We start from the raw sequence: 21,625 nt of genomic DNA, 5'->3' as shown, positions 1-21,625 counted from the left end.
TTTGAACAACTGTTGGCACGCAGCCTTTTTTTACTTGCTATTGTTTTATTCTTTCTCTTCGTCAACAATCTCTTTAATCACAACTTGATCATTGCCGTCAGTCTGACTGAGCTGAACATTGACCACTTCACGGCTCGACGTAGGCACATTCTTACCAACAAAATCAGCGCGAATTGGCAACTCCCGATGACCACGATCCACCAGTACCGCAAGCTGAATCACTTTGGGTCTGCCAAAATCAATGACTGCATCAAGCGCTGCTCTGGCAGTACGGCCAGTAAAGAGTACATCATCTACTAAAATCAATCTTTTTCCATGAATATCAACAGGAAACTCTGTACCATGAACAATCGGCTGATAGGCTAACGTAGACAAATCATCACGATATAAAGTAATGTCAAGCAATCCTACAGGCACTTTCACTTTTTCAATTTTTTCAATTTCCGCTGCTAAGCGTTCCGCCAAAGGTACGCCGCGCGTCCGAATTCCAGCAAGCACTACGTCCTGCACACCTTTATTCTTCTCAATGATCTCATGAGCAATGCGGCGAATTGCTCGACCAATAGCTTCGCCATCCATTAATACTGTTTTTTCTAGTAAGTCCAAGAAAGCCACCTCTTTCTTTATCGAATCATTCTACAACGAAAATAGTCTAGTAGCTGCTCCATGTCGTCTGGCATAGGCGCTATAAACTCCATAAGTTCCCCCGTAACAGGGTGTTTCAGACTGAGCCGTTCGGAGTGAAGGGCTTGGCCGGAAATCAGGCGATCATAATTTTTTTTACCTGTTGGTCCATAGAGAGGATCAGCTACTAAGGGGTGACCAATATACGCCATATGGACGCGAATTTGATGCGTTCGCCCCGTAAGGAGCTTACAAAGCACGAAAGAATGTTCCTTGAAACGCTCCGTAACAGTAAACAGTGTCGTAGCTGCTTTCGAATTTTGCGGCGTTACGGCCATCTTTTTTCGGTCAATCGGATGACGTCCAATTGGCGCTTCAATTCTTCCTTGCTCTTCCCCAATAATCCCATGGACTAAAGCACGATACTCTCGCGTCGCGCTTTTCTCCTGAATTTGCTGTGACAGCGATAAATGGGCCTGATCAGTTTTAGCTACGACCATTACACCTGACGTATCTTTGTCAAGGCGATGGACGATGCCAGGACGAATGACCCCGTTAATGCCAGAAAGACTATCGCAATGATATAGCAGCGCATTGACAAGCGTACCATTGTAATTTCCTGGCGCCGGATGCACCACCATGCCGCGCGCCTTATTAATTACGATCATCGACTCATCTTCATAAAGAATATGAAGCGGTAGATTCTCAGCAACTACATTGAGTTCTTCCGGCGGCGGAATCAAAAACGTACCTTTATCTCCTTCACGTAGTTTATAATTGGCTTTTGTGACTTTCCCATTAATCATAAGATTACCACAGCCGATTAATTTCTGAATATAAGTACGTGTCAGTTCAGGATACTGTTCCGTTAAAACCATATCGATTCGTTTTCCCTGATCCCCTGCCGCAAAACATAAACTATCAGCTGCTGCACATTCGTCGTACTGCTTTTCATGTTCGAGATTCATAGCATTTCATCCTTTTTTTCAGTAAATAAAATTGTATAAATCATAAAACCTACGCCGCAGACAATGGCAATATCGGCCACATTAAATACCGGCCAAATGCGAAAGTCAAAAAAATCAATGACATAGCCAAAATAGATGCGATCAATCACATTACCACAAGCGCCGCCTGCCATTAAGCTGATTCCGAAGCGAAACAGACGGTATGTCGGCGGAATTTTGCGATAAAAATACAAAATGGCGCCAAAAATAATCAGCGCAATCGTAATAAATAGCCACTGCTGATTCACAAGAATCCCAAAGGCGGCGCCGGGATTGAGAACATAGGTTAAATGAAAGACGTTACGGATAATGGGAATCGACATATCAGGCTGAAACGTATGACTGATATAATATTTTGACAACTGATCTAATATAATGACCGTTGCAACAACACACCAAGCATTCACATGGATTCTCCTGTTCTTTCTTGAAAAATTGGGCGATCTAACGGAAAGAAGCACAGCTTTCGCCATGCTTCTTTAGGTTCCGTACTTATAAGCCAGTCCAACAAACTGGATTATTCGCCGGCGCTGATAGCTCCCACCGGGCAGGTAGCTGCACAAGTACCACAGTCTACACAGTCACTGCCAATTACATATTGCGTGTCGCCTTCCGTAATAGCGCCTACTGGGCAAACAGATGCACAAGCGCCGCATTTGATACAATCGCTGTTAATTACATACATACGATTCACCTCCCTAACATAACTACATTCATTATATCATATAGTTTGTCTATGCATGTGATAAAAATTACAATTTCCCCATCTTTTTCACGTATTCTAAAAAAGTTCTACGATTCTATCAAATCTGTATATTTAGTCATATTTCTGAAAGAAATATCGCTCAATTTCTTTGCGGTAATAATATAAGACTGCCAGCAGAACGACAAAGAACGATGTGATCAGCAGCGTCAAGCGAAAGCTACGCGTAATATTCTGGCCTAAGTAAGAGTAGAGCAATAACGGTGGTGTTTGCCCCAGCGCCGTTGCCCACAGATATTCTCTTGAGGTAAGCTGCGTGACGCCAGCGCCGTAACTAACTACTTTATAGGGAACCAGCGGCATCATCCGCGCAAAAAAAATCGCACCTAGACCATAGCGACGGCAAAACCGATTGAGTAATTCCAACTGCGAAGCAGCCACAAAGCTCTCGACAAAGGGGCGTCCATACCAACGAGCCAGAAAGAAATCAAGAGCAGCGCCCAAAAAAGCGCCAATCCAAGAATAGCAGGCACCCATAAACCAGCCAAAAAGCCAGGCATTGGCAATCGTAAGAATCATCCCAGGCATAAAGGGCACGAGTGATTGTAATATCACAACAGTGACCGCTGTAAGGGGCGCCCAAATCCCATAGCTAAGAATAAAGTGACGCAACGCTTCTAAGTTGTGTTCTTTCATAACGGCAAAGCTATTATGCACAAACTCATTTACGGCAGGAATAAAAAAATAGATACAAACGCAGCAGATGAGCAGTCCCGCTTTTACGCCATATCCAGTCCAAACTGGCCGACTCATCCCATTCACTCCCTGCTAACAATAATCGGCTTAAAACTTGCTGCTGTGAGATTCAACAATCCGGATAATCTCGGCAATAAAGGTACCAATACCGGGAATATTTAATAAAATAAGCCGCCGTAATAAATCAAGCATAAGCGCAAATACCAAGGTAGCGCCTAAAGCAATCCCTAAGCCACGGGCAATGCCAGCAATAAAATTCGTTAAAATCAACTTTGATGGCTTTTCCAGCATTTCCATATACTGAGCGACGCGCATACTTTCCAAATGCCGTAGAAGTCGCTCTAGTTGCGCCTCAAGCAAACGACTTCTTGCTTCAGGGCTCAGCGGATTAAATTGTTCACCCGAGTCTTTCATCGACTTTCCTCCCAGAATAGTATAACCTTTCGGAAAGAAAAAAACCGGAAAGAAGTTTCCGGTTTTTCAGTCTTAAAGAGCAGGTAAGATTTTTGCAATTACTTTACAACAGAAGCGCAACGACTGCAAAGCGTAGGATGATCTGCGCTTTCTCCGACGGAATCACTATAGATCCAGCAGCGTTCGCATTTTTCACCAGTTGCTGCCGCTACGACCATTTTCAAATCTGCTTCTGCTGATACAAAAGCTGCTTCATCGGTTGTATCGCCTTCTTCTACGGAAACTTTAGATACAATTAAAATTCCCGCTAAATCAGCGCCACAGCTTTCAAGTACTTTATAGGCATCCCCTTTTGCATAAATCGTAATAGCTGCATCGAGAGAATGGCCAATCGTTTTGGCACGACGGGCTGCTTCTAGGCCTTTCGTGATTTCACTGCGCAATGCTAAGATCGCATCCCACTTTTCAGCCAAGGCATTATCAATATACTCAGGTTTTGCTGTAGGCCAGGTAGTCATTTGAATACTTTCTGGCATATCTCCTGTTTTCGGTACATAACGCCATACTTCTTCGGCCGTAAAGCTAAGAACAGGCGCCAGCATCGTTAACAGGCTGACCATAATTTCATACATAGCCGTCTGAGCTGCCCGACGTTGTACGGAAGTTTTCCCTTCCGCATAGAGGCGGTCTTTCAAAATATCAAGATAAATAGAACTTAAATCAACGGTGCAAAAATTATGAACCGTATGATATAAAGTATGGAACTCATATTCTTCATAGGCCTCAGTTACTTTAGAGCGTACTTGTTCTAAGCGCAGCAAGGCCCAACGGTCGATTTCCAAAAGATCTTTATACTCTACTTTATGCAGAGCCGGATCAAAATCTGCTAAGTTTCCTAAAATATAGCGGAAAGTATTGCGGATTTTACGATAGACTTCAGACATTTGCTTTAGAATATCATTGGAAATACGAATATCCGCTTTGTAATCGGCTGAGGCTACCCACAACCGTAAAATATCGGCGCCATATTTTTTAATGACTTCCGGTGGGAAAATAACATTCCCAATGGATTTGGACATTTTACGGCCTTCGCCGTCAACAACAAAGCCATGTGTCAAAACAGCATCATAAGGAGCTCTGCCCTTAGTCGCTACCGAAGTCAATAGTGAGGACTGGAACCAGCCGCGATGCTGGTCACTGCCTTCTAAATAAAGATCAGCCGGCCATTTTAGTTCTTCACGCTGCGTTAGGACGGCAGCATGGCTGGAGCCGCTGTCAAACCAAACGTCCATAATGTCTGTTTCCTTCCGGAAACCTTTTTTACCACAATGCGGGCAGGAGAAACCTTCTGGCAGAATTTCTTCAGCGGTTTTTGCCCACCAAGCGTCAGAACCTTCCCGACCAAACAAATCAGATACCGCTTGAATCGTTTCATCATTAATAATATGCTCGCCGCAATCGTTGCAATAGAAAATCGGAATTGGCACGCCCCAAACTCTCTGACGAGAAATGCACCAATCATGACGATCCACAACCATATTGTGAATCCGGTCTTCGCCCCAAGCAGGAATCCACTGAACATCTTCGATGGCTTGCAGCGCTTCCTTTCTGAAACCATCAACCGAAGCAAACCACTGTTCTGTAGCCCGAAAAATAACAGGACTCTTGCAACGCCAGCAATGGGCATACTGGTGGCGGAGGGAACTCTTACCAAGCAGCATCCCTGTAGCAGCCAGTTCCTTGATTACAGGCACATTGGCATCATCGACATGAAGGCCAGCAAATTTGCCAGCTTCAGCCGTCATCTTGCCTTGATGATCTACGGGGCAAATAATCGGCAATTTATACTTCATGCCAATTTCAAAGTCTTCCTGGCCATGGCCGGGAGCCGTATGAACGCAGCCAGTACCCGCTTCCAGCGTAACATGTTCGCCAAGCAGGATTGGTGATTGACGATCCATGAAGGGATGATGGAATAGAGCGCCTTCCAGTTCAGAACCTTTTAACGATCCAAGAATCGTATATTCCCCTAAATGATTCGCTGTTACAACAGATTCGATCAATTCGGTTGCTAACAAATAGACTTCCTGATCAAATTTAACCCAGGAATATTCAAATTCCGGATTCACCGAAATGGCCACATTGGCCGGCATGGTCCAAGGAGTTGTCGTCCAGATCACAGCAAATGCTTGCTTCGGATCAACGCCTGCAGGCAATGTATTTTTGTCATCAACAAGCGGGAATTTTACAAAAATCGAATGTGATTTCTTTTCGGCATATTCGATTTCCGCCTCAGCCAAAGCCGTTTCGCAAGATGTGCACCAATATACTGACTTCAGGCCTTTATAAATATAGCCTTTCTTAGCCATTTCGCCAAAAACCTGAATCTGTTTGGCTTCAAAGTAAGGTCTAAGCGTCACATAAGGATTTTCCCAGTCGCCCATAACGCCAAGACGTTTAAAATCTTCGCGCTGCATGTCGAGACATTTTAAGGCATAGTTTTTACATTCTTTTCTAAGAGCCAAAGGATCTAGTTCATGGCGGTTTAAACCTAAGATCTTAATGGCAGCATGTTCAATCGGCAGGCCATGAGTATCCCAGCCAGGAACATAGGGTGCATCAAAACCGCAATGGCTTTTATACTTAATAATAATGTCTTTTAAAATTTTATTTAAGGATGTACCAAGATGAATATTGCCATTGGCATAAGGCGGACCGTCGTGGAGAACAAACTTTTTACGTCCTTTGGACCGTTTTTGTTTTTCTGCATAAATATTTTTTTCCGTCCACCAAGCCAGCATCTCTGGTTCACGTTGCGGTAAATTACCTCGCATTGGAAACTCTGTTTCCGGCAAATTCAAAGTTTTACTGTAATCAACTTCTGACATACCGACACCTCCAAAAAATTAACACCGTTTCTAGGGAATACCGGAAAATAAAAAAAGCCTTCATCCCTAAGGGACGAGAGCTTTTCCCGTGGTACCACCCTAATGACAGTTACGTCACTTTAAAAAACGAAATAACGCTCGTCATACGGTAAGACTTACTTGTGATTCAGCCTTACAGCTTCCGGGTGATCTTCTTACTGTACGAACTCTGCCAGGCTTTCACTATTCCTGGCTCGCTGTCAGAATCATAACAGAATACTGTCCCGTTCATCGCTTTATCTACGAATATAGCTAAATTATACTCAATTTGCGGGCAACCGTCAAATCAAGCTTCTTCTTCTGCTTCTTCCTGGATAATCATATCAAGCTGCGCCTGCAACATCGTTTTCATGCGCGAACGATAAATTTGCATTTGCTTATGTATTTCTTCATATTCGCCAGACAAACGACGTACTTTTGCCGTAGCTTCATCCACAAGCTGCTGACCCTTAATTTCCGCTTCCCGCATTAAAAGTTCTGACTGCTTCTTCGCATTCAGCTTGACTTCTTCGGCGGTTTCTTGTGCAATAACCAGGGTATTATGAAGGGTATTTTCCATTTGCTGATAATTTTCCAATTTGCCATTCAGGCGTTCAATCGTATCTTTCAGTTCTACATTTTCCCGGTATAAATGTTCATAATCTTTGATGACAAGATCAAGAAATCCGTCAATTTCATCTTCATTATAGCCGCGAAAACTGCGTTTAAATTCTTTGTTTTGAATATCTAACGGTGTTAACATCGCCATTCCCCCGTCTTTTACAACAAGCTTATAAATAACGGCGCAACAAAATACTGAGCCGTCCTTTTTTGGTTGTACCTAATACTTCGGCCACTTCGAGCCGACCACGACCACGCATGGAAATCACATCGCCTGCTTTTACAGCCTGATCCGATTTTCGTACAGGCTGCCAATTGAGTTTAATTTTATCAGCCGCAATATCATCAGACATTTTCGTGCGGCTTGTCCCAAAACCAGCTGCTGCAATCACATCAAGTCGAAGCGATGCGGCAGTTGTGCGAATCTCTTTAATCTTCTCTTCTTTTGGTGGAATTAGAGCTAAATCAGCCTCTTCGATTTCTACTGTGACTGGTCCAACGGAAGTAAGATTGGAAAGTAAAAAAGGCACTAAAGACTGGTGAACAAGGACAAAGGCTCCTTCGTTCATCAGCACAATATCGCCAGTCATTTCTCGCTCAATCCCACAGCCCAGAACAGCGCCTAGTACATCGCGATGCGTCAATCTGTCAAAGCGTTTATCCCATTTTACCTTAAGTGCAGCAATTTGGTAAACAGGTTTGCCGCGAAAATCAGTTTGAATGAAAGCAGCTTTTACGCGTTCCGCACCATCATAGCCGCCAAAACATTCCAGCCGTACAGCCGGATAGTGGGCCGATACCGTCTCGGCAATCATCATTGCATGAGGGTCAAGAAAGTCCGACACCTTGACCTTGCCATTCTTTGCCACCGCTTCCGCCAAATCAATCAGCTTAGCCGCTATATCACCATCACCGTCAGCACGGTAATAGCGCAATAGTTTTTCCCGATCACTCATGCTTTTTCCCCAAATCTTTGGACTGTTTTGTTGCCGCAACTACAGCATCAATTAAAGCAGCACGAATGCTATAGCGCTCCAAGGTTTGTACGCCCGTAATGGCCGTACCGCCAGGAGATGTAACCATATCTCGAAGTTGCGCTGGATGAAGTCCCGTATCAAGTACCATTTTTGCAGCGCCAAGCAAAGTCTGTGCAGCCAAAGTAATCGCCATAGCTCTTGGCAACCCTACTTTCACACCCGCATCGGCTAAAGCATCAATCATAACAAAACCATAAGCCGGTCCGCTACCTGATAAGCCGGTCACAGCATCAAGCAATTTTTCTTCAATTTCAATAGCCTTACCAGCCGAACGGAAAATAGCTAACACGGCTTCCATTTGTTCCGCTGTTGCTTTCTTGCCTGCCGCAACAGCCGCCATGCCTTCGCCCACAGCCATCGGCGTATTGGGCATAACACGAATAACCGGATTTTCCGGTAAAACCGTTTCAATCCGGCTAAGCGTCAGACCTGCTACAATGGAAACAATGACCGTCTTAGGACGAACCATTGCTTTAATGACTGGAAAAACCGATTCAATCACTTGTGGTTTTACCGTTAAAAAAAGCATATCTGCTTCAGCCACAAGTTTCTTACTGTCAGTTGTAGTCAACACTTGAAAGCGTTTTTCCAGATCATGAAGTCGCTGCTCATTAATATCCGATACACAAACTTGTTCGCTAGGTACAAGACCATTCTTAATAATCCCAGTAATCAAAGCTTCTGCCATGGCACCGCCGCCGAAGAAGCCGAATTTTGTCTGAGTTAACATGATATCCTCCTAAAACCAGGTAACATACTAGCAGGTAAAATTATTTCAACCAGGGCAAGATTCCTTTTTCACCTTCATCACGCGAAGCAAAGGACACATCCACATTATTCGGTGCACATAAGAAAATATGATTGCCCACTTTTTGAATACTGCCACTTAAAGCATAGGTCGTTCCGCTGACAAAGTCAATCATTCGTTTTGATAAATCGCCATCGCAATGCTCAAAATTCACAACAACAGGCTTACGAGCCTTCAGATAATCGGCAACTTGTTGCGCATCATCGAAAGAAACAGGCTCGATGACCATCACTTTCATTTGCTTTTGCGCCGTTGGCAAATTGACGAGATTATTCGCTGCAGCAGAATTTTTCTTGCTTCTCGGTTCGATTTCTTCCACCTTTACGCGATCTTCTTCTTCCTCTTGTTCAAATAATCCAAGGCCGCCCCAGACCTTTTCCATAATTTTCATTCCTTTTACCTCCTTGTTAACTCAACAGCATAATTGCGTTCGCCAAAAATCGCCGTACCTACACGAACCATATTGGCGCCTTCTTCAATAGCAATCGGATAATCATTCGTCATCCCCATTGACAGCCACTTCATATTACAGTTTTCATAAGATTTATCTTTTATTGCAGTAAATAGTTGATATAGTTTACGAAAGATCGGTCTTGTTGCTTCAGGATCGTCAAAATGCGGCGCTACTGTCATCAAGCCTTCAATCGACACATGAGAAAACTGACCTGCTTCTGCCAGAAACGGAATTACCTCGTCAAAGCCTAAGCCAAATTTTGTTGCTTCTTCTCCCACATTTACCTCTAATAATACGGCTTGTACTTTGCCGACAGCGGCAGCATGACGATCAATCTGCTGTAAGAGTCGTAGACTATCAACCGAATGAATTAAGTGAAAAAACGATACAGCTTGTTTCACTTTATTGGTTTGCAAATGTCCTAGCAGATGATACTCTAAACGATCTTGAAAATGATCAAATTTTGCCAGAGCTTCCTGCACGCGATTCTCGCCGACCACTTTCATGCCTAGTTCATAGGCTTCTTCCATTTCTGCAATCGTATGATTTTTCGTTACGGCAATCAACTGAACAGGCTGATCCATGCCTGTTTGCGCTGCCCTTTTTTCCCGAGCCGACTGGATGTTTTGCACAACAACGGCATAGTTTTCAGCGATTGACAAAACAACCCCTCCGTCCTTGTAGGTTTTATTCGCTGGTAATCAAATTTTTCCTGTTTGAAAATTATAAAACTTTTATAAAAATTTACTGATTTACTAATTTTACTAGCTTAACATAATTATACGCATAGCTGTATATTCTAGCAACGGGACTTTTGCACCATGTCTTTATGGTAAAGCAATTACTGCGCCCATGCGTCCCGTTTGGCCGTGTTCCGCCCGATGAGAATAAAAGAGATCTTGATGACAAGAAGTACATTGACCGCTTACGACGATTTGTTCTTTGGGAACACCGGCATCAACGAGTTGCTGCACATTGGCTTGCCATAAATCAAGAAACCACTTTTTCCCATGGGGTTGAATCACCCTGCCCCACCAGGAAAAAGCCCGTTGCAATTCAAAAAAAACTGTATCATCTACTTCATAGCAACAAGACCCAATCGAGGGAGCAATGCCTACGAGACAATTCTCCGGCTTAGACCCAAAGGACTCACTCATAGTTTCAACAGTCTTTTGGGCAATTTTCGCAACTGTGCCTTTCCAACCAGCATGCACGACCGCTACTACCTTTTCTTTCGGATCGGCAATTAAGACAGGCACACAGTCAGCATAGCATAAGAACAATGGCAGATTTGAAACATTGGTAATCAAGGCATCCGTTTTTGCCAAGGCCTCATCATACACTTCCATGCCCATACCGGCCTCTTGGTCCGTAACGATAGCAATTTGCGCCCCATGAACCTGCTGAGCTGTAACGGCTCGTTTCATCGGTAACCCGATCGCTTGAAAAAATCGCCGCCGATTGGCAACAACCGATTGCTTTTGATCGCCTGTATGAAGTCCTAAATTCAAAGCCCGGTAAGGCTTATCGCTCGTACCGCCAAGGCGCGTAGAAAAGCCGTGACGAATACTGTACTTTTCAAAATGAGAAAAAGTTCCTATCTTAAGACCCTGTACTTGCCGTAGTTGAAACTGTTCCATAACCTAACCCTCCCTACAAACACCGCAGCGAAGACAATTCTCCCGGCAGGGAGCCGTACTTTCTTCTCGGCACGCTTTCTCAAACTCTTCCCTAAGATATTCGGGGCGAAGGCCCATATCAAGAAAGTCCCAAGGAAGAACTTCTTCCCACTGCCGCTGGCGGTATAAATAAAATTCTTCAGAAAGACCGTAACAAGAAAGTTGCTTGCGAAATGCTTTAAAACTTTTGGCGGCAGCACACTCTGCTAAGAGCGGCGCCAACCTTCTATCGCCTCTAGCCAAAATGCCTTGTACATAGGCTTCCTTCGGCGATTCAATCAGTACTTCAATATTTTTATCCGACTTTAGCTCTTTTTGAATCCGTTTCAGCCGATTTTCTACTACTTTCATTGGTGCCATAGGCAGCCACTGAAATGGCGTGAACGGTTTCGGCACAAAAGGATTGATACTTAACGTCAGCTTGCGGCGACCACCGCCTAAAATCAGGTCTTGCATCGTATTTTTTGCTAAAGTAATAATCGCATCAATATCTTCTTTCGTTTCAAAGGGAAGCCCGATCATAATATAAAACCGGACGTGAGGAATCTTAACATCCGCCGCTAAATCTATGGCTCGTTGCAAATGCTCATTGCTAATTCCTTTATTAATCACTCGCCGCAGCCGTTCACTACCAGCTTCCGGCGCCAAAGTAATCGTTCTTTGACCACTTTTCGCTAGTGCCGCCGCTAGCGTAGGCGTTATTGTATCAGCCCGCAAGGAAGCAACTGATAAGGTCATGCCCTTACTTAAAATATACTCACAAAGTTCATCAATTTCGGGATAATCGGAAATCGCAGCACCGACAAGCCCCACCTTTTGGCGATACACAGCTGCCCTGTCCACAGCCTCTTTAAGCTGGGGCAAGGCCTGTACCCGCGGCCGACGAAAACAATAGCCAGCCATACAAAAGCGACAGTGACGACCGCAACCTCGCGCAACTTCCACTAGATACATATCTTTAAATTCCGTATCTTTCGTCACAAGCTCCGTTTCGGCCAAGCGGCTGCCAAGCTGCTTTACCCATCTTCTAGTAATCACCGACGGTACCTGAGCTTTCACTTCATACCCTTGCAGCTCGCCGCTTTCCTGATAAGTCGGTTCGTAAAATCTCGGTACATACAAGCCAGGAATCTGTGCTAATTCTAAAAGCAGCGTGGCTCGATCGATGCCGCGATCCCGGCCAGATTCATAGGCATCTAACAGCTCATGAATCACTTCTTCGCCTTCCCCGATGACAAACACATCGACGAACTCTGCCAAAGGTTCCGGGTTAAAGGTAGCACAAGGCCCGCCTACCACAACAATCGGATCTTGTTCGCTCCGGTCTTTCGACCATAGCGGCACTCTTCCCATCGTTAGCATGCCTAATAGCTGCAAGTAATCCATCTCAAAAGAAACAGCAAAGCCTACCAACTGATAATGCGATAAAACAAGTTGCCGCTCCAGACTGAGCAGCGGCGTATTGGTTCGTTCATATTCCGCCAAATCTTGTCGATCAGGCCAAAAAAACCGATCACACCGAACTTCCTTGCGGCTATTTATTTCACGATACATAATCTGAAAACCCAGATTTGACATAGCTACATGATATGTATTGGGAAAGGCCAGAGCAACTTCCAAACGGCAGCCCGCTTTAGAAAGTTTCGGCTGCTCCTCCTCATGATAGCGTTGATATAATTTTTCTTTTAAATTCCAAGACATCGTTTTGTCTCCCCAATCCAGTTCTATAGCTAAACAACTAAGCTACCTTAGAGCTGCTTTTCCATAGAAAGCAAAAAAAAGCTAACTACTCTATTATCTTCTGCTTCTCCTATCATATTCCTGCTCTCAGTACTTTTTTCACTGACAAGACGAAAAATTTCACAGGCGAAACAGCGCCTAAGACATCTTATAAACAAAGAAAACAGGCCAGAAATTAAATTCCGGCCTGTTCTCCCTTGAAAGTAAACTCCCGCTAAGCCTTATAAGAAACGAATCCATAACATGCCGAGCCACGTAGCGAAAAAGCCTACCAGCATATTCAGTAAAATATTAACCATTGCCTGATTCAAACCACTTTCCTGCAACAACTTAAAGCTTTCATAGCTAAAAGATGAGAAGGTTGTAAGACCGCCAACAAAACCCACTACAACGAGCAAACGCCACTGCGGGTTTACAATATATCGTTCCGTAGCAGCCGCCATAAAGGAACCAATAATAAAACAGCCGATTACATTTGCCAGTAGCGTACCATAAGGAAACGAAACGCCCCATTTCCCCGCAGCAAACTGTGACAAAAGATACCGCGAGCAAGCACCGATTCCACCGCCAACAAAAACAAGCAAAAGTTTTTCCATGCCCATCCCCTTCTTCAGCCAAGATCCTTAGCGCGGCGGTTTCGGACCATATTTTATAATATCTACATCATCGATTGTAATCATGCCTTTCGCTTCATCCATGACTTCGTCAAGAAAAGGCAAGAGTTTCGCGATATATTCTTCGCTATCAATGATCTCCACTAACACAGGTAAATCGGTAGATAGATCGACAATTGTCGCTTTATGAATTCGGCTATTGGCGCCAAACCCTTCAATTCCGCGAAAAACAGAGGCGCCTGCCAAATCAAGCTCTTTGGCTTTTTTGACGATAGCATCAAATAAGGCTGTCCGCTGATGCCGATCGGATTCACCAATGTACATACGCAGCCGTTTTGCTTTTGCAGCAATTTTCGCCATAACCATCCACTTCCTTCACCAGATTTTCCCTGTTAGACAGCAGCCTGCTCGTCAAAACGAAACTCAACGACACTGCCATGGACTCGCGTTTGTCTCATATCAATGACACGTTGATTGGCCGAACCGCGAAAGGGTAGCAACAGACTTTTTTGCGCCATTTCAAAAGGACCGTCAATGAGTACATCAATCTGCTTCATCAGCGGAAGCTCCGCTACTTCTTCATAAACATAGCCCGTATAGAGCCAAATATCGATATTGGGCTTTTTCGCTTTCACAAGAGAAATCACTTTTTCGAGAGCATCAGCCTGCCATAAAGGATCGCCGCCGCTAAAGGTGATGCCCCGATGAATCGGCGACAATTTTGCCAAAATAAGTTCAGCCAGCGCCTCTTCTGTCATATTCTTGCCGCCTTCCGGTGAAAGCAACGCTTCATTATGACAGCCAAAACAGTGCCGAGGACACCCTTGTAAAAAAGCGACTACGCGAATACCTAAACCATCGACAACAGACTCTCCAATAATATCGGCAAAGCGAATCATTTTACCTAACTCTCCTTTCATACTTCACTGCGCCGAATCTGATGAACAGTCGAAATCCCGCAGGAAGGACAAGCGTCACTTTCAATCACGCCAAGATAACCGCAGCCTTCGCAAAAATCGACAGGAAAATTAATTCCGGCATAGCCAAAATCGCAGCGCGCCATATGACGGATTACTTCTTCAATCGCCCCTAGATTATTCACTGGCGGCGACGTAAATTCTACATAACTAATATGACCGGCATTACAATATTTGTGATAAATGCCTTCTTTCCGAATCTTTTCAAAGGCGCTGATTTCATAATGAACGGGCACATGGAACGAATTTGTGTAATATTCTTGATCGGTTACCCCAGGAATGACGCCAAATTCTTTGTGATCCATCCGGACAAAACGTCCTGACAGACCTTCTGCCGGTGTTGCCAACAGACTATAGTTCAAATCATACTGCTCAGCAAACTTATCAGCTTTATCACGCATAAAGGCGACAATCTCTTCACCAAGAACCTGACTTTCCTCACTTTCGCCGTGATGCTTGCCAGTAAGAGCCGTTAAAGTTTCAGCCAACCCAATAAACCCAATCGATAAAGAACCGTGTCGAATGGCTGGCTCAATGCGATCCTGCGGTTTTAAATTCTCCGAATCAAGGTATAAAGCTTGTCCCATTAAAAAGGGCATATCTTTCACACGTAGCGCCGCCTGCACGAGATAACGGTGATAAAGCTGTTCCGCTACTAAATCCATCAGCGATGACAAGCTTTGGTAAAACTTCATTACATCGCCTTTGGCTTTAATGGCAAGCCGCGGCAAATTCATCGTGGTAAAACTTAGATTTCCTCGTCCATCTGTAACTTCTGGACCGCGGCGATTTGCCATTACTCGAGTCCGACAGCCCATGTAGCCCACTTGATCGCCATACTCGGAGTTAAAGGAAGAATCCATAAAGCTGAAAGTAGGATTGAGTCGTTGCGCCGCTACACGAATTGCCAGCTTAAAGAGATCATAGTTCGGATCACCAGGGCTGAAATTCACACCCGCCTTAACACGGAAAATAATATTAGGGAAAATCGGGTTTTCGCCATGACCTAGCCCTTTTTCATAGGCCAGCAAAATATTTCGAATCACAGCACGCCCGCCAGGCGAAGTATCAAGACCTAAATTCAAACTCGAAAAGGGAACTTGCGCTCCGGCGCGAGAATGCATACTGTTCAAATTATAAATCAAAGCTTCCATCGCTTGATAGACTTCCGTATCAGAAGCGTTTTCCATATAGGGCGCCATATCGCGATCAAAAAAAGCAAAACTTTGTCCGCCGTGCATGTCATTTTGCGAACTCTGCAAAATAATCGCAGCTAAAGCTGTGGCCGAACTAGGCCGCTTTGGCGGTCGAATATAGCCGTGACCATTATTAAAGCCTTCTCTTAGCAACCGTCCCAAAGGAATATGGACACAAGTGAGCGTTTTTCCATAGAAATCAAGATCATGAATATGAATATCCCCGCGCAAGTGAGCTGTCGCCATATTTTCCGGAATCAGTCGATTTAAATAATAAGCCTTACTCGCGGCACTGGCGATTTGCAGCATTTTCGCGGACGGCGAATTGGATACATTAGCATTTTCCCGACTTGTCTCTACCAGAATTTCCGCGACCGCATCCATAAGATCCGATTTACCTTCACGAATCCGATTTCGTCTGGCTCGATATAGAATATATGCTTTGGCTGTTTTAGCATGGCCTTTTTCGATAAGAATCTTTTCTACGGCATCTTGAATTTCTTCCACCGAAAAAGCATCTTCAACCGAGTTTTTCTCCATGTACCGCATAACTTCTAAGGTGATTTCTACAGCCAATTGACGATTGGCGCCGCCAACAGCTTGGGCAGCCTTAAAGACAGCTTCCGTAATTTTAGTCTCATCAAAAGGGACTTCCCGACCGTCCCGCTTTCTTACTTTTAATGACATGTAATCCTCTCCTAGCCTGATAAGCGAAATAAGCTCTATTTTTCCTCGCTTTGCTGCTTCTGGTTTTTCATCAAAACCTGCAGTTCCTGCATAAAGTTCTCAATATCGGCAAACTGTCTATAGACAGAAGCAAAGCGAACATAAGCAACTTGGTCAATCTCTTTCAGATGACGCATCACTAGTTCGCCAATGAGTTCTGTTCTGACTTCTCGTTCAATCGTATTACGAATTTCTTTTTCAACTTGGTCTACTAAATTCTCCATTACATCCACAGAGACAGATCGTTTTTCACAAGAACGAATTACACCATTTAACAGTTTCGTTCGGTCAAATAATTCACGCCGCCCATTCTTCTTAATGACGACAAGCGGCAATTTTTCGATCATTTCATAGGTTGTAAAACGCTTCGCACACTCTAGACATTCCCTTCGTCGGCGAATCGTACTGCCTTCATCAGCCGAACGGGAATCAATGACTCTGCTCTCATCATAGCCGCAGTAAGGACACTTCATTTTTTCCACCCCTTATTTTATGACAAAAAGCCGTAAAGGACAACTAAAATTCTCCGTTCTTTTCATCAACATACTAGATCTGGTATATTCTTTTATTTTTATACGGCATATATAGTACTTTTCCTGCTATAAAAATAAAAAAACACAAAAAACTTTAACCGTCACAATTCGATTAAAGTTTTTCTTAGCGTTTCCTATAAAATCCTTGATGGGATTCTTTAGCGCTTTTTGGCGTTCAATTTACTTTGATATATAGCAATTTTACCCTCTAAATTTTGTAAGTTTTCATCCCATTTTGCTTTTTCCTGCATAACCGCAAGCTTATGTTTTTCCAGAATTTCTAAGCGGCGGGCTATCGTGGCATCACCTTGATAGCGCAAGATCGCATATTCGCGAATTGATTTGATCGGCATGCCTGTATCTTTTAACTTTTTGATAAATAAAATCCACTCTACATCTGCCGCCGTATAGTAACGCCGTCCCAAGGCGTCGCGATTCACAACAATTAATTGTTCCTGTTCATAATAGCGAAGCGTCGGCGCGCTAAGCTGAGTTAACTTGGAAAATTGTCCAATGGAATAATTCATAAAAAAACCTCTTGACTTCAAGTCTACTTTAACACTTACAATCCAAGTATACCAAATATAGGAGGTTAGAACAATGGAACTGAATCGAATGGAACAAGGTCTGAAAAAATTAGCAGAAGTAGATGGTACGGCTGGTGAAACCGTCATCCAGGCGCTGCAGGATATCGCGCCGGATCTGGGTAAATATATCGTTGAGTTTGCTTTTGGTGATATTTATTGTCGCACTGAACTGAATTTACAAGAGCGTGAAATGATTACCTTAGCTAGCTTGTTAACGCAAGGCGGCTGCGAACCGCAGTTAGAGGTTCATATCAACGGTGCGCTCAATGTGGGAATTGCCCCTAATAAAATCATCGAAATCTTTATGCAATGCATCCCCTATACGGGCTTTCCACGGGTCCTCAATGCCGTCGGCGTTGCCAGAAAAGTTTTCAAGGCCCGTCAAGATAAGTAACCGAAAGTTCCCGCTGAAAGCCTGCACTTAGATTATTTTTGATTGATTATCGCAAATAAAAAAAGTAGAATAGACATAATAAAACACGACAAAACACTGTCGTGTTTTTAGCTGTTCGGGGCAAAACTTAAATCAGACTGTAGCAGCTATTCAATAAAAAAGGATAAAGGAACTTACTTACTATGTGGCAAGCAGGACTATTAACGATATTTGTACTCGTCATTTTCTCTTTAGGTCGAAGCCCTATTTTCCGGGTAGACCGCGCCGGAGCAGCCTTAATCGCGGCAGCTCTCATGGTAGACTTTGGCGCCCTCACCTTTGAACAAGCAATCCAATCCATTGATTTTAGAACCATCGTCATTTTATTTTTTATGATGATCGTTTTAGCGAATCTGAAAGTAGCCGGATTTTTCGAACTCATCGGCAATTATGTTTTAAAAAATGTTACAACAAAAAAACAACTGCTTTTTGCCATCATCTTTATCAACGGCATATTATCAGCGCTTTGTATTAATGATATTATTTGCCTGCTATTTACCCCGATCGTGCTCATGATCTGTCAAAAAACAGATTGCAATCCCTTGCCGCAACTTCTGGGTCTGGCCATAGCCTCTAATATCGGCAGTGCGGCAACCTTCTTAGGAAACCCGCAAAATATCCTCATTTCCAGCTTATCGGGAATCAGCTTTATGTCTTACTTTCTTACAGCCTTTCCGATCGCCTTGGTCGGTTTATTCGTAAGTTATTTCATCATCGCCTATTCCTTTCGGCAACAGCTTCAAGGAAAACTCGAAACGAAAAATGACAGTCAAGAATACTATCATAAATATCTCATCATAAAAAGTTTGATCGTGCTAGCCCTTGTCTTAATCGGTTATATTGCCGGAAAAGATTTAGCGGTCACTTCAAGTCTAGGAGCGGCTTTGCTGCTGATGACGCGTCGCGTAAATCCTAATAAAATTTATGCTAGCATTGACTTTAACTTGCTAGTCATCTTCTCTGGCTTATTCGTTATGGTCGGCGCTCTGGAACACAGCGGCTTAATGACCGTATTAGTTGAGTCTACCACAAGCTTTATTGACTTTGGCAACAAAGGGATATTTGCCATAATCACGATCATTTTATCGAATATCGTAAGTAACGTACCTGCTGTACTGCTCTTAAAATTCTTCTTACCGCCTGACAATACAGTGTTATGGTGGAAGATGCTCGCCATATTTTCCACATTCGCCGGTAACTTAACAATCACTGGCTCAATTGCTAACTTGATTGTCGTGGAAATCGCCAAACGCCAAAACATCCACATTAGCTTTTGGGACTATCTTAAAGTAGGACTCCCCATTACAATCATTACATCGCTAATCGGGTTGATTGTGTTGTGGTAGTGCCGTAAAATGGTACTGATGCTATTGCCGCGCAAGCAGTTATTCTTAATAAAAATATTGAAATTGAAGATTAACGGCAGATGCCGTTTTCTTTTTAAGGAGCCAGTCCCCTGAAGCATGAATGGAAAAAGCACGAAAAAATCTGTACCTTCCAAAACAGACTCCAGAGATAGTTACTATACCAGAGCAACAATTCTTTATGCTTAAAGAAGAAGGAAACCCTAACAATAAAGCCTTAGGAGGAAAATAATGGACACACAAGAAGTAATTACGCAAAGAAGAAGCATTCGAAAGTTTCAAAACAAAGTCATACCACAGAAAATAATAGAAGAAATACTAGAGTTAACGATAAAGGCCCCGTCAGGAAAAAATCGCCAGCCTTGGAGATTTGTTGTCCTACAAGATGAAGGGAAAAATAAACTAGTAGAAATCATGACGCAAGTCATAACTTTACGCAAACAACAAAATTTAGATATTGGAAGTTGTGAATCAACAATAAATGCAATTAAGCAAGCACCATTGCTAATTTTAGTATTTAATCCTTTTTCTAATGTGGAGAAAGATTACAACCATTTTAGATTATTGACGGATACACAGTCAATCGGGGCAGCCATTCAAACCATGATTCTATCCGCACAAAATCGTGGTCTCGGTAGTCTTTGGATTTGTGACATATTCTACTCTCAAAATGAAATATGTACATGGCTAAATCGTTCTGATGAACTTGTTGCAGCAGTCTCTATTGGCTATCCTAACGAAAATCCCTATTCTCGCCTGCGTAAATCTTGGAACGAAATAACGGAATGGGTCAATTTGTAATTGGCAACAAAGGAATATTTGCCATAGTAACCATAATTTTATCTAATATCGTAAGTAACGTACCTGCCGTAACGCTCTTGAAATTCTTCTTACCGCTCAAGTCAAACTGCCGTCAATCAAACTTTCGATTCCGTAAGAAAAATAACCCCGTCCATTATTGGATGAGGTTATTTTTCTTACGATCAAAGACGGCTTATCCGTACAAATATTGACTGTTAAATCTAAATCTAATGCTCACTATTACTAACAAATATGATTCTTTTTGATTATGAAACTTAATATATTGCGACTCAATAGCAGTACCTTTATTACTAGTCTCGTTTTCACTAATTTATACGGTTTACTTATTTCCCAGTAATGATTTTTACTACATCATTAGTTATATCTAAGCCGCCATAAACAATATTATCTTTAGTCAAGACCGCTTTTATCCCCTTAGCATCAGCCACCGCTTTAATTGCGGTCGCAATTTTGTCACTAATAGGTCCCATAAGTTCTTGCTTTTTTTGGTCAAGATCTTGCTGCGTTTTTTGATAAAGCGCTTGCTTATCTTGATCATTCATATTAGCACTTTGTGTATCAAAATCACTTTTTGCCTGTGCAACTGCATCATCTAAAGTTTTCTGTGCTGTTGCAGTTGCCGGAACCTGCGATAATAAAAGTTGATAATCCACAATACCAATTTCATTAGCAGCTTTTGCAGCATAAGTTGTGCTAGGATTAAAGCCGAATGCACTAATCACTCCGAGAATAAATAATATTGTAGCAAATCTCTTTCCTTGACTTATCATATTAATCATTTTATTATCCTCCTACTATATCCAGTATTTGCTGACCAAACTTCTTCTAGGATTATCTCCCGTCAGTTTTTTATTATAGCTATCAATCTTTTGAATCTTTTTTGATAATCTCATTTGGTAGCATCAAAGTTCAACAGATGCTAGTGAATCATATAGGAGTACTTATAAGTCTCTGTTGGTGAACTACATTTCTTATGTCTCTCAAAGGATCTTTTTCCATTTCCTAATCTTGATTCTAAAATTCTTGAACGGTGCAACTGAATTTATATGCAACCATTTATTCTTCTAGTAAATATCACGTTGTGCTATGTAAAAATGGATACTAGGCAATATTTTGCCTAGTATCCATTCTTATGGTAATTATAATCAACTAGAGCTACTAAAAGATTCTAGAGATGGATTAATTCTAGCCCATCAATTTTCGCCACCAAATAATCCGCGAGTAATCGCCGATGACACTGATCAACCGAAGGATCACTAGACAATAAGCAGTCACCGTCAAAAAGTTCAGGACTCAATTGAATTTCACGAGCATTAATAGTAGTAATATATCCCTTTTCAAACTCTATCCGGCTTATTTTCTTCGCCTTATAATCATCTATAAGATTTTCTGTGGGAGAAAGCTCTGGTATATGAATATAGTCTATGTTAGCAATGACTTTGAGAAAATACTCCAAATCTGCTTTCTTCGTGTATCCAGCGAGCTGCGAGGTATTTTTGAGACGAATATCTATTATTCGTCTTACTCCATTCTTTTGTAACAACGTGAAAAAATCACAAGCAGATTTTTTCCCTGACCCAATAGTGTAAAGTACCATAATTCTACCTGCCTTCTAATTTGAAAA

The 21,625-nt window shown here is 42.7% G+C and carries 25 protein-coding genes and 1 other annotated feature; of the genes, 3 read left to right on the top strand and 22 right to left on the bottom strand.

The window, feature by feature from the left end; all coding sequences use genetic code 11:
* Positions 1-45: 45 nt before the first annotated feature.
* From pyrR to AC0MXB_RS04655, 20 genes are all read right to left on the bottom strand, one after another.
* Positions 46-606 (bottom strand): bifunctional pyr operon transcriptional regulator/uracil phosphoribosyltransferase PyrR, encoded by a 561-nt coding sequence (pyrR, locus tag AC0MXB_RS04750; protein WP_474038462.1) that lies wholly within the window; start codon positions 604-606, stop codon positions 46-48.
* Between the two features lie 17 nt (positions 607-623).
* Positions 624-1,592, bottom strand: coding sequence for an RluA family pseudouridine synthase (locus tag AC0MXB_RS04745; RefSeq protein ID WP_474038461.1), 969 nt, complete (start codon positions 1,590-1,592; stop codon positions 624-626).
* Complete coding sequence (gene lspA, locus AC0MXB_RS04740; RefSeq protein WP_474038460.1) at positions 1,589-2,038, bottom strand: signal peptidase II; 450 nt, start codon at positions 2,036-2,038, stop codon at positions 1,589-1,591. Before lspA ends, AC0MXB_RS04745 begins: the two co-directional genes overlap by 4 nt.
* Positions 2,039-2,148: 110 nt before the next feature.
* Positions 2,149-2,316: a DUF362 domain-containing protein gene (locus AC0MXB_RS04735; protein ID WP_474038459.1), complete on the bottom strand. Its 168-nt coding sequence runs from the start codon at positions 2,314-2,316 to the stop codon at positions 2,149-2,151.
* A gap of 132 nt (positions 2,317-2,448) precedes the next feature.
* Positions 2,449-3,147, bottom strand: a complete 699-nt coding sequence (locus AC0MXB_RS04730) for a TVP38/TMEM64 family protein (protein WP_474038458.1) — start codon at positions 3,145-3,147, stop codon at positions 2,449-2,451.
* A gap of 30 nt (positions 3,148-3,177) precedes the next feature.
* Entirely contained in the window at positions 3,178-3,504 is a 327-nt protein-coding gene (locus tag AC0MXB_RS04725) for a DUF5665 domain-containing protein (protein ID WP_474038457.1), read from the bottom strand.
* 98 nt (positions 3,505-3,602) lie between these two features.
* On the bottom strand, positions 3,603-6,392 hold the full coding sequence (ileS, locus tag AC0MXB_RS04720; protein ID WP_474038456.1) for an isoleucine--tRNA ligase: 2,790 nt from the start codon (positions 6,390-6,392) through the stop codon (positions 3,603-3,605).
* A gap of 66 nt (positions 6,393-6,458) precedes the next feature.
* Positions 6,459-6,672, bottom strand: a binding site (T-box leader).
* Between the two features lie 45 nt (positions 6,673-6,717).
* On the bottom strand, positions 6,718-7,173 hold the full coding sequence (locus AC0MXB_RS04715; protein ID WP_474038455.1) for a DivIVA domain-containing protein: 456 nt from the start codon (positions 7,171-7,173) through the stop codon (positions 6,718-6,720).
* Between the two features lie 28 nt (positions 7,174-7,201).
* Positions 7,202-7,987, bottom strand: a complete 786-nt coding sequence (locus AC0MXB_RS04710; RefSeq protein WP_474038454.1) for a YlmH family RNA-binding protein — start codon at positions 7,985-7,987, stop codon at positions 7,202-7,204.
* Positions 7,980-8,798: a pyrroline-5-carboxylate reductase gene (gene proC / locus AC0MXB_RS04705; RefSeq protein WP_474038453.1), complete on the bottom strand. Its 819-nt coding sequence runs from the start codon at positions 8,796-8,798 to the stop codon at positions 7,980-7,982. Before proC ends, AC0MXB_RS04710 begins: the two co-directional genes overlap by 8 nt.
* Positions 8,799-8,838: 40 nt before the next feature.
* Positions 8,839-9,267 (bottom strand): cell division protein SepF, encoded by a 429-nt coding sequence (locus AC0MXB_RS04700; RefSeq protein ID WP_474038452.1) that lies wholly within the window; start codon positions 9,265-9,267, stop codon positions 8,839-8,841.
* 5 nt (positions 9,268-9,272) lie between these two features.
* Positions 9,273-9,992: a YggS family pyridoxal phosphate-dependent enzyme gene (locus AC0MXB_RS04695; protein ID WP_474038451.1), complete on the bottom strand. Its 720-nt coding sequence runs from the start codon at positions 9,990-9,992 to the stop codon at positions 9,273-9,275.
* Positions 9,993-10,157: 165 nt separating this feature from the next.
* Complete coding sequence (gene pgeF / locus AC0MXB_RS04690; protein WP_474038450.1) at positions 10,158-10,970, bottom strand: peptidoglycan editing factor PgeF; 813 nt, start codon at positions 10,968-10,970, stop codon at positions 10,158-10,160.
* Positions 10,971-10,973: 3 nt separating this feature from the next.
* Positions 10,974-12,710: a TIGR03960 family B12-binding radical SAM protein gene (locus tag AC0MXB_RS04685; RefSeq protein ID WP_474038449.1), complete on the bottom strand. Its 1,737-nt coding sequence runs from the start codon at positions 12,708-12,710 to the stop codon at positions 10,974-10,976.
* A gap of 260 nt (positions 12,711-12,970) precedes the next feature.
* The gene (gene crcB, locus AC0MXB_RS04680) at positions 12,971-13,345 is read right to left on the bottom strand and encodes a fluoride efflux transporter CrcB (RefSeq protein ID WP_474038448.1); all 375 of its coding nucleotides are present in this window, start codon (positions 13,343-13,345) and stop codon (positions 12,971-12,973) included.
* Positions 13,346-13,372: 27 nt separating this feature from the next.
* Positions 13,373-13,723 (bottom strand): DUF190 domain-containing protein, encoded by a 351-nt coding sequence (locus tag AC0MXB_RS04675; RefSeq protein WP_474038447.1) that lies wholly within the window; start codon positions 13,721-13,723, stop codon positions 13,373-13,375.
* 32 nt (positions 13,724-13,755) lie between these two features.
* Positions 13,756-14,283 carry an anaerobic ribonucleoside-triphosphate reductase activating protein gene (gene nrdG / locus AC0MXB_RS04670; protein WP_474038446.1) on the bottom strand — a complete coding sequence of 176 codons (528 nt, stop codon included), beginning with the start codon at positions 14,281-14,283 and terminating at the stop codon, positions 13,756-13,758.
* Positions 14,280-16,223 carry an anaerobic ribonucleoside-triphosphate reductase gene (gene nrdD / locus AC0MXB_RS04665; RefSeq protein ID WP_474038445.1) on the bottom strand — a complete coding sequence of 648 codons (1,944 nt, stop codon included), beginning with the start codon at positions 16,221-16,223 and terminating at the stop codon, positions 14,280-14,282. Before nrdD ends, nrdG begins: the two co-directional genes overlap by 4 nt.
* A gap of 35 nt (positions 16,224-16,258) precedes the next feature.
* Entirely contained in the window at positions 16,259-16,735 is a 477-nt protein-coding gene (nrdR, locus tag AC0MXB_RS04660; protein WP_474038444.1) for a transcriptional regulator NrdR, read from the bottom strand.
* A gap of 218 nt (positions 16,736-16,953) precedes the next feature.
* Positions 16,954-17,322 (bottom strand): MerR family transcriptional regulator, encoded by a 369-nt coding sequence (locus AC0MXB_RS04655; protein ID WP_474038443.1) that lies wholly within the window; start codon positions 17,320-17,322, stop codon positions 16,954-16,956.
* Between the two features lie 73 nt (positions 17,323-17,395).
* Between AC0MXB_RS04655 and AC0MXB_RS04650 the strand changes: the two genes are divergently transcribed.
* The 3 genes from AC0MXB_RS04650 (at position 17,396) to AC0MXB_RS04640 (ending at position 19,980) form a co-directional block, all read left to right on the top strand.
* On the top strand, positions 17,396-17,776 hold the full coding sequence (locus AC0MXB_RS04650) for a carboxymuconolactone decarboxylase family protein (protein WP_474038442.1): 381 nt from the start codon (positions 17,396-17,398) through the stop codon (positions 17,774-17,776).
* Between the two features lie 182 nt (positions 17,777-17,958).
* A complete protein-coding gene (locus AC0MXB_RS04645) occupies positions 17,959-19,161 on the top strand; it encodes an ArsB/NhaD family transporter (protein WP_474038441.1) in 1,203 nt (400 codons plus the stop codon).
* Between the two features lie 249 nt (positions 19,162-19,410).
* Positions 19,411-19,980 (top strand): nitroreductase family protein, encoded by a 570-nt coding sequence (locus AC0MXB_RS04640; protein ID WP_474038440.1) that lies wholly within the window; start codon positions 19,411-19,413, stop codon positions 19,978-19,980.
* 344 nt (positions 19,981-20,324) lie between these two features.
* Here the strand turns inward: AC0MXB_RS04640 and AC0MXB_RS04635 are convergent, their stop codons facing one another.
* Entirely contained in the window at positions 20,325-20,780 is a 456-nt protein-coding gene (locus AC0MXB_RS04635; protein WP_474038439.1) for an OmpH/Skp family outer membrane protein, read from the bottom strand.
* A gap of 389 nt (positions 20,781-21,169) precedes the next feature.
* A complete protein-coding gene (locus AC0MXB_RS04630; RefSeq protein ID WP_474038438.1) occupies positions 21,170-21,598 on the bottom strand; it encodes a DUF488 domain-containing protein in 429 nt (142 codons plus the stop codon).
* Positions 21,599-21,625: the final 27 nt, after the last annotated feature.

The sequence above is a fragment of the Pelorhabdus sp. sgz311001 genome, from assembly GCF_055901755.1.
Note: the sequence above shows the minus strand (reverse complement) of the source record. Positions and strands in the feature narration are given on the sequence as shown.

Bases quoted from the DNA above. Each gene is read 5' to 3' on its own strand.
- AC0MXB_RS04630 (WP_474038438.1), bottom strand. From the start codon at position 21,598: ATGGTACTTTACACTATTGGGTCAGGGAAAAAATCTGCTTGTGATTTT.
- nrdR (WP_474038444.1), bottom strand. From the start codon at position 16,735: ATGAAGTGTCCTTACTGCGGCTATGATGAGAGCAGAGTCATTGATTCC.
- AC0MXB_RS04655 (WP_474038443.1), bottom strand. From the start codon at position 17,322: ATGAATTATTCCATTGGACAATTTTCCAAGTTAACTCAGCTTAGCGCG.
- AC0MXB_RS04710 (WP_474038454.1), bottom strand. From the start codon at position 7,987: ATGAGTGATCGGGAAAAACTATTGCGCTATTACCGTGCTGACGGTGAT.
- nrdD (WP_474038445.1), bottom strand. From the start codon at position 16,223: ATGTCATTAAAAGTAAGAAAGCGGGACGGTCGGGAAGTCCCTTTTGAT.
- AC0MXB_RS04675 (WP_474038447.1), bottom strand. From the start codon at position 13,723: ATGGCGAAAATTGCTGCAAAAGCAAAACGGCTGCGTATGTACATTGGT.
- nrdG (WP_474038446.1), bottom strand. From the start codon at position 14,283: ATGAAAGGAGAGTTAGGTAAAATGATTCGCTTTGCCGATATTATTGGA.
- AC0MXB_RS04650 (WP_474038442.1), top strand. From the start codon at position 17,396: ATGGAACTGAATCGAATGGAACAAGGTCTGAAAAAATTAGCAGAAGTA.
- pgeF (WP_474038450.1), bottom strand. From the start codon at position 10,970: ATGGAACAGTTTCAACTACGGCAAGTACAGGGTCTTAAGATAGGAACT.
- crcB (WP_474038448.1), bottom strand. From the start codon at position 13,345: ATGGAAAAACTTTTGCTTGTTTTTGTTGGCGGTGGAATCGGTGCTTGC.
- AC0MXB_RS04745 (WP_474038461.1), bottom strand. From the start codon at position 1,592: ATGAATCTCGAACATGAAAAGCAGTACGACGAATGTGCAGCAGCTGAT.
- AC0MXB_RS04700 (WP_474038452.1), bottom strand. From the start codon at position 9,267: ATGAAAATTATGGAAAAGGTCTGGGGCGGCCTTGGATTATTTGAACAA.
- AC0MXB_RS04685 (WP_474038449.1), bottom strand. From the start codon at position 12,710: ATGTCTTGGAATTTAAAAGAAAAATTATATCAACGCTATCATGAGGAG.
- AC0MXB_RS04735 (WP_474038459.1), bottom strand. From the start codon at position 2,316: ATGTATGTAATTAACAGCGATTGTATCAAATGCGGCGCTTGTGCATCT.
- AC0MXB_RS04715 (WP_474038455.1), bottom strand. From the start codon at position 7,173: ATGTTAACACCGTTAGATATTCAAAACAAAGAATTTAAACGCAGTTTT.
- ileS (WP_474038456.1), bottom strand. From the start codon at position 6,392: ATGTCAGAAGTTGATTACAGTAAAACTTTGAATTTGCCGGAAACAGAG.
- AC0MXB_RS04725 (WP_474038457.1), bottom strand. From the start codon at position 3,504: ATGAAAGACTCGGGTGAACAATTTAATCCGCTGAGCCCTGAAGCAAGA.
- AC0MXB_RS04635 (WP_474038439.1), bottom strand. From the start codon at position 20,780: ATGATTAATATGATAAGTCAAGGAAAGAGATTTGCTACAATATTATTT.
- proC (WP_474038453.1), bottom strand. From the start codon at position 8,798: ATGTTAACTCAGACAAAATTCGGCTTCTTCGGCGGCGGTGCCATGGCA.
- AC0MXB_RS04645 (WP_474038441.1), top strand. From the start codon at position 17,959: ATGTGGCAAGCAGGACTATTAACGATATTTGTACTCGTCATTTTCTCT.
- AC0MXB_RS04730 (WP_474038458.1), bottom strand. From the start codon at position 3,147: ATGAGTCGGCCAGTTTGGACTGGATATGGCGTAAAAGCGGGACTGCTC.
- AC0MXB_RS04640 (WP_474038440.1), top strand. From the start codon at position 19,411: ATGGACACACAAGAAGTAATTACGCAAAGAAGAAGCATTCGAAAGTTT.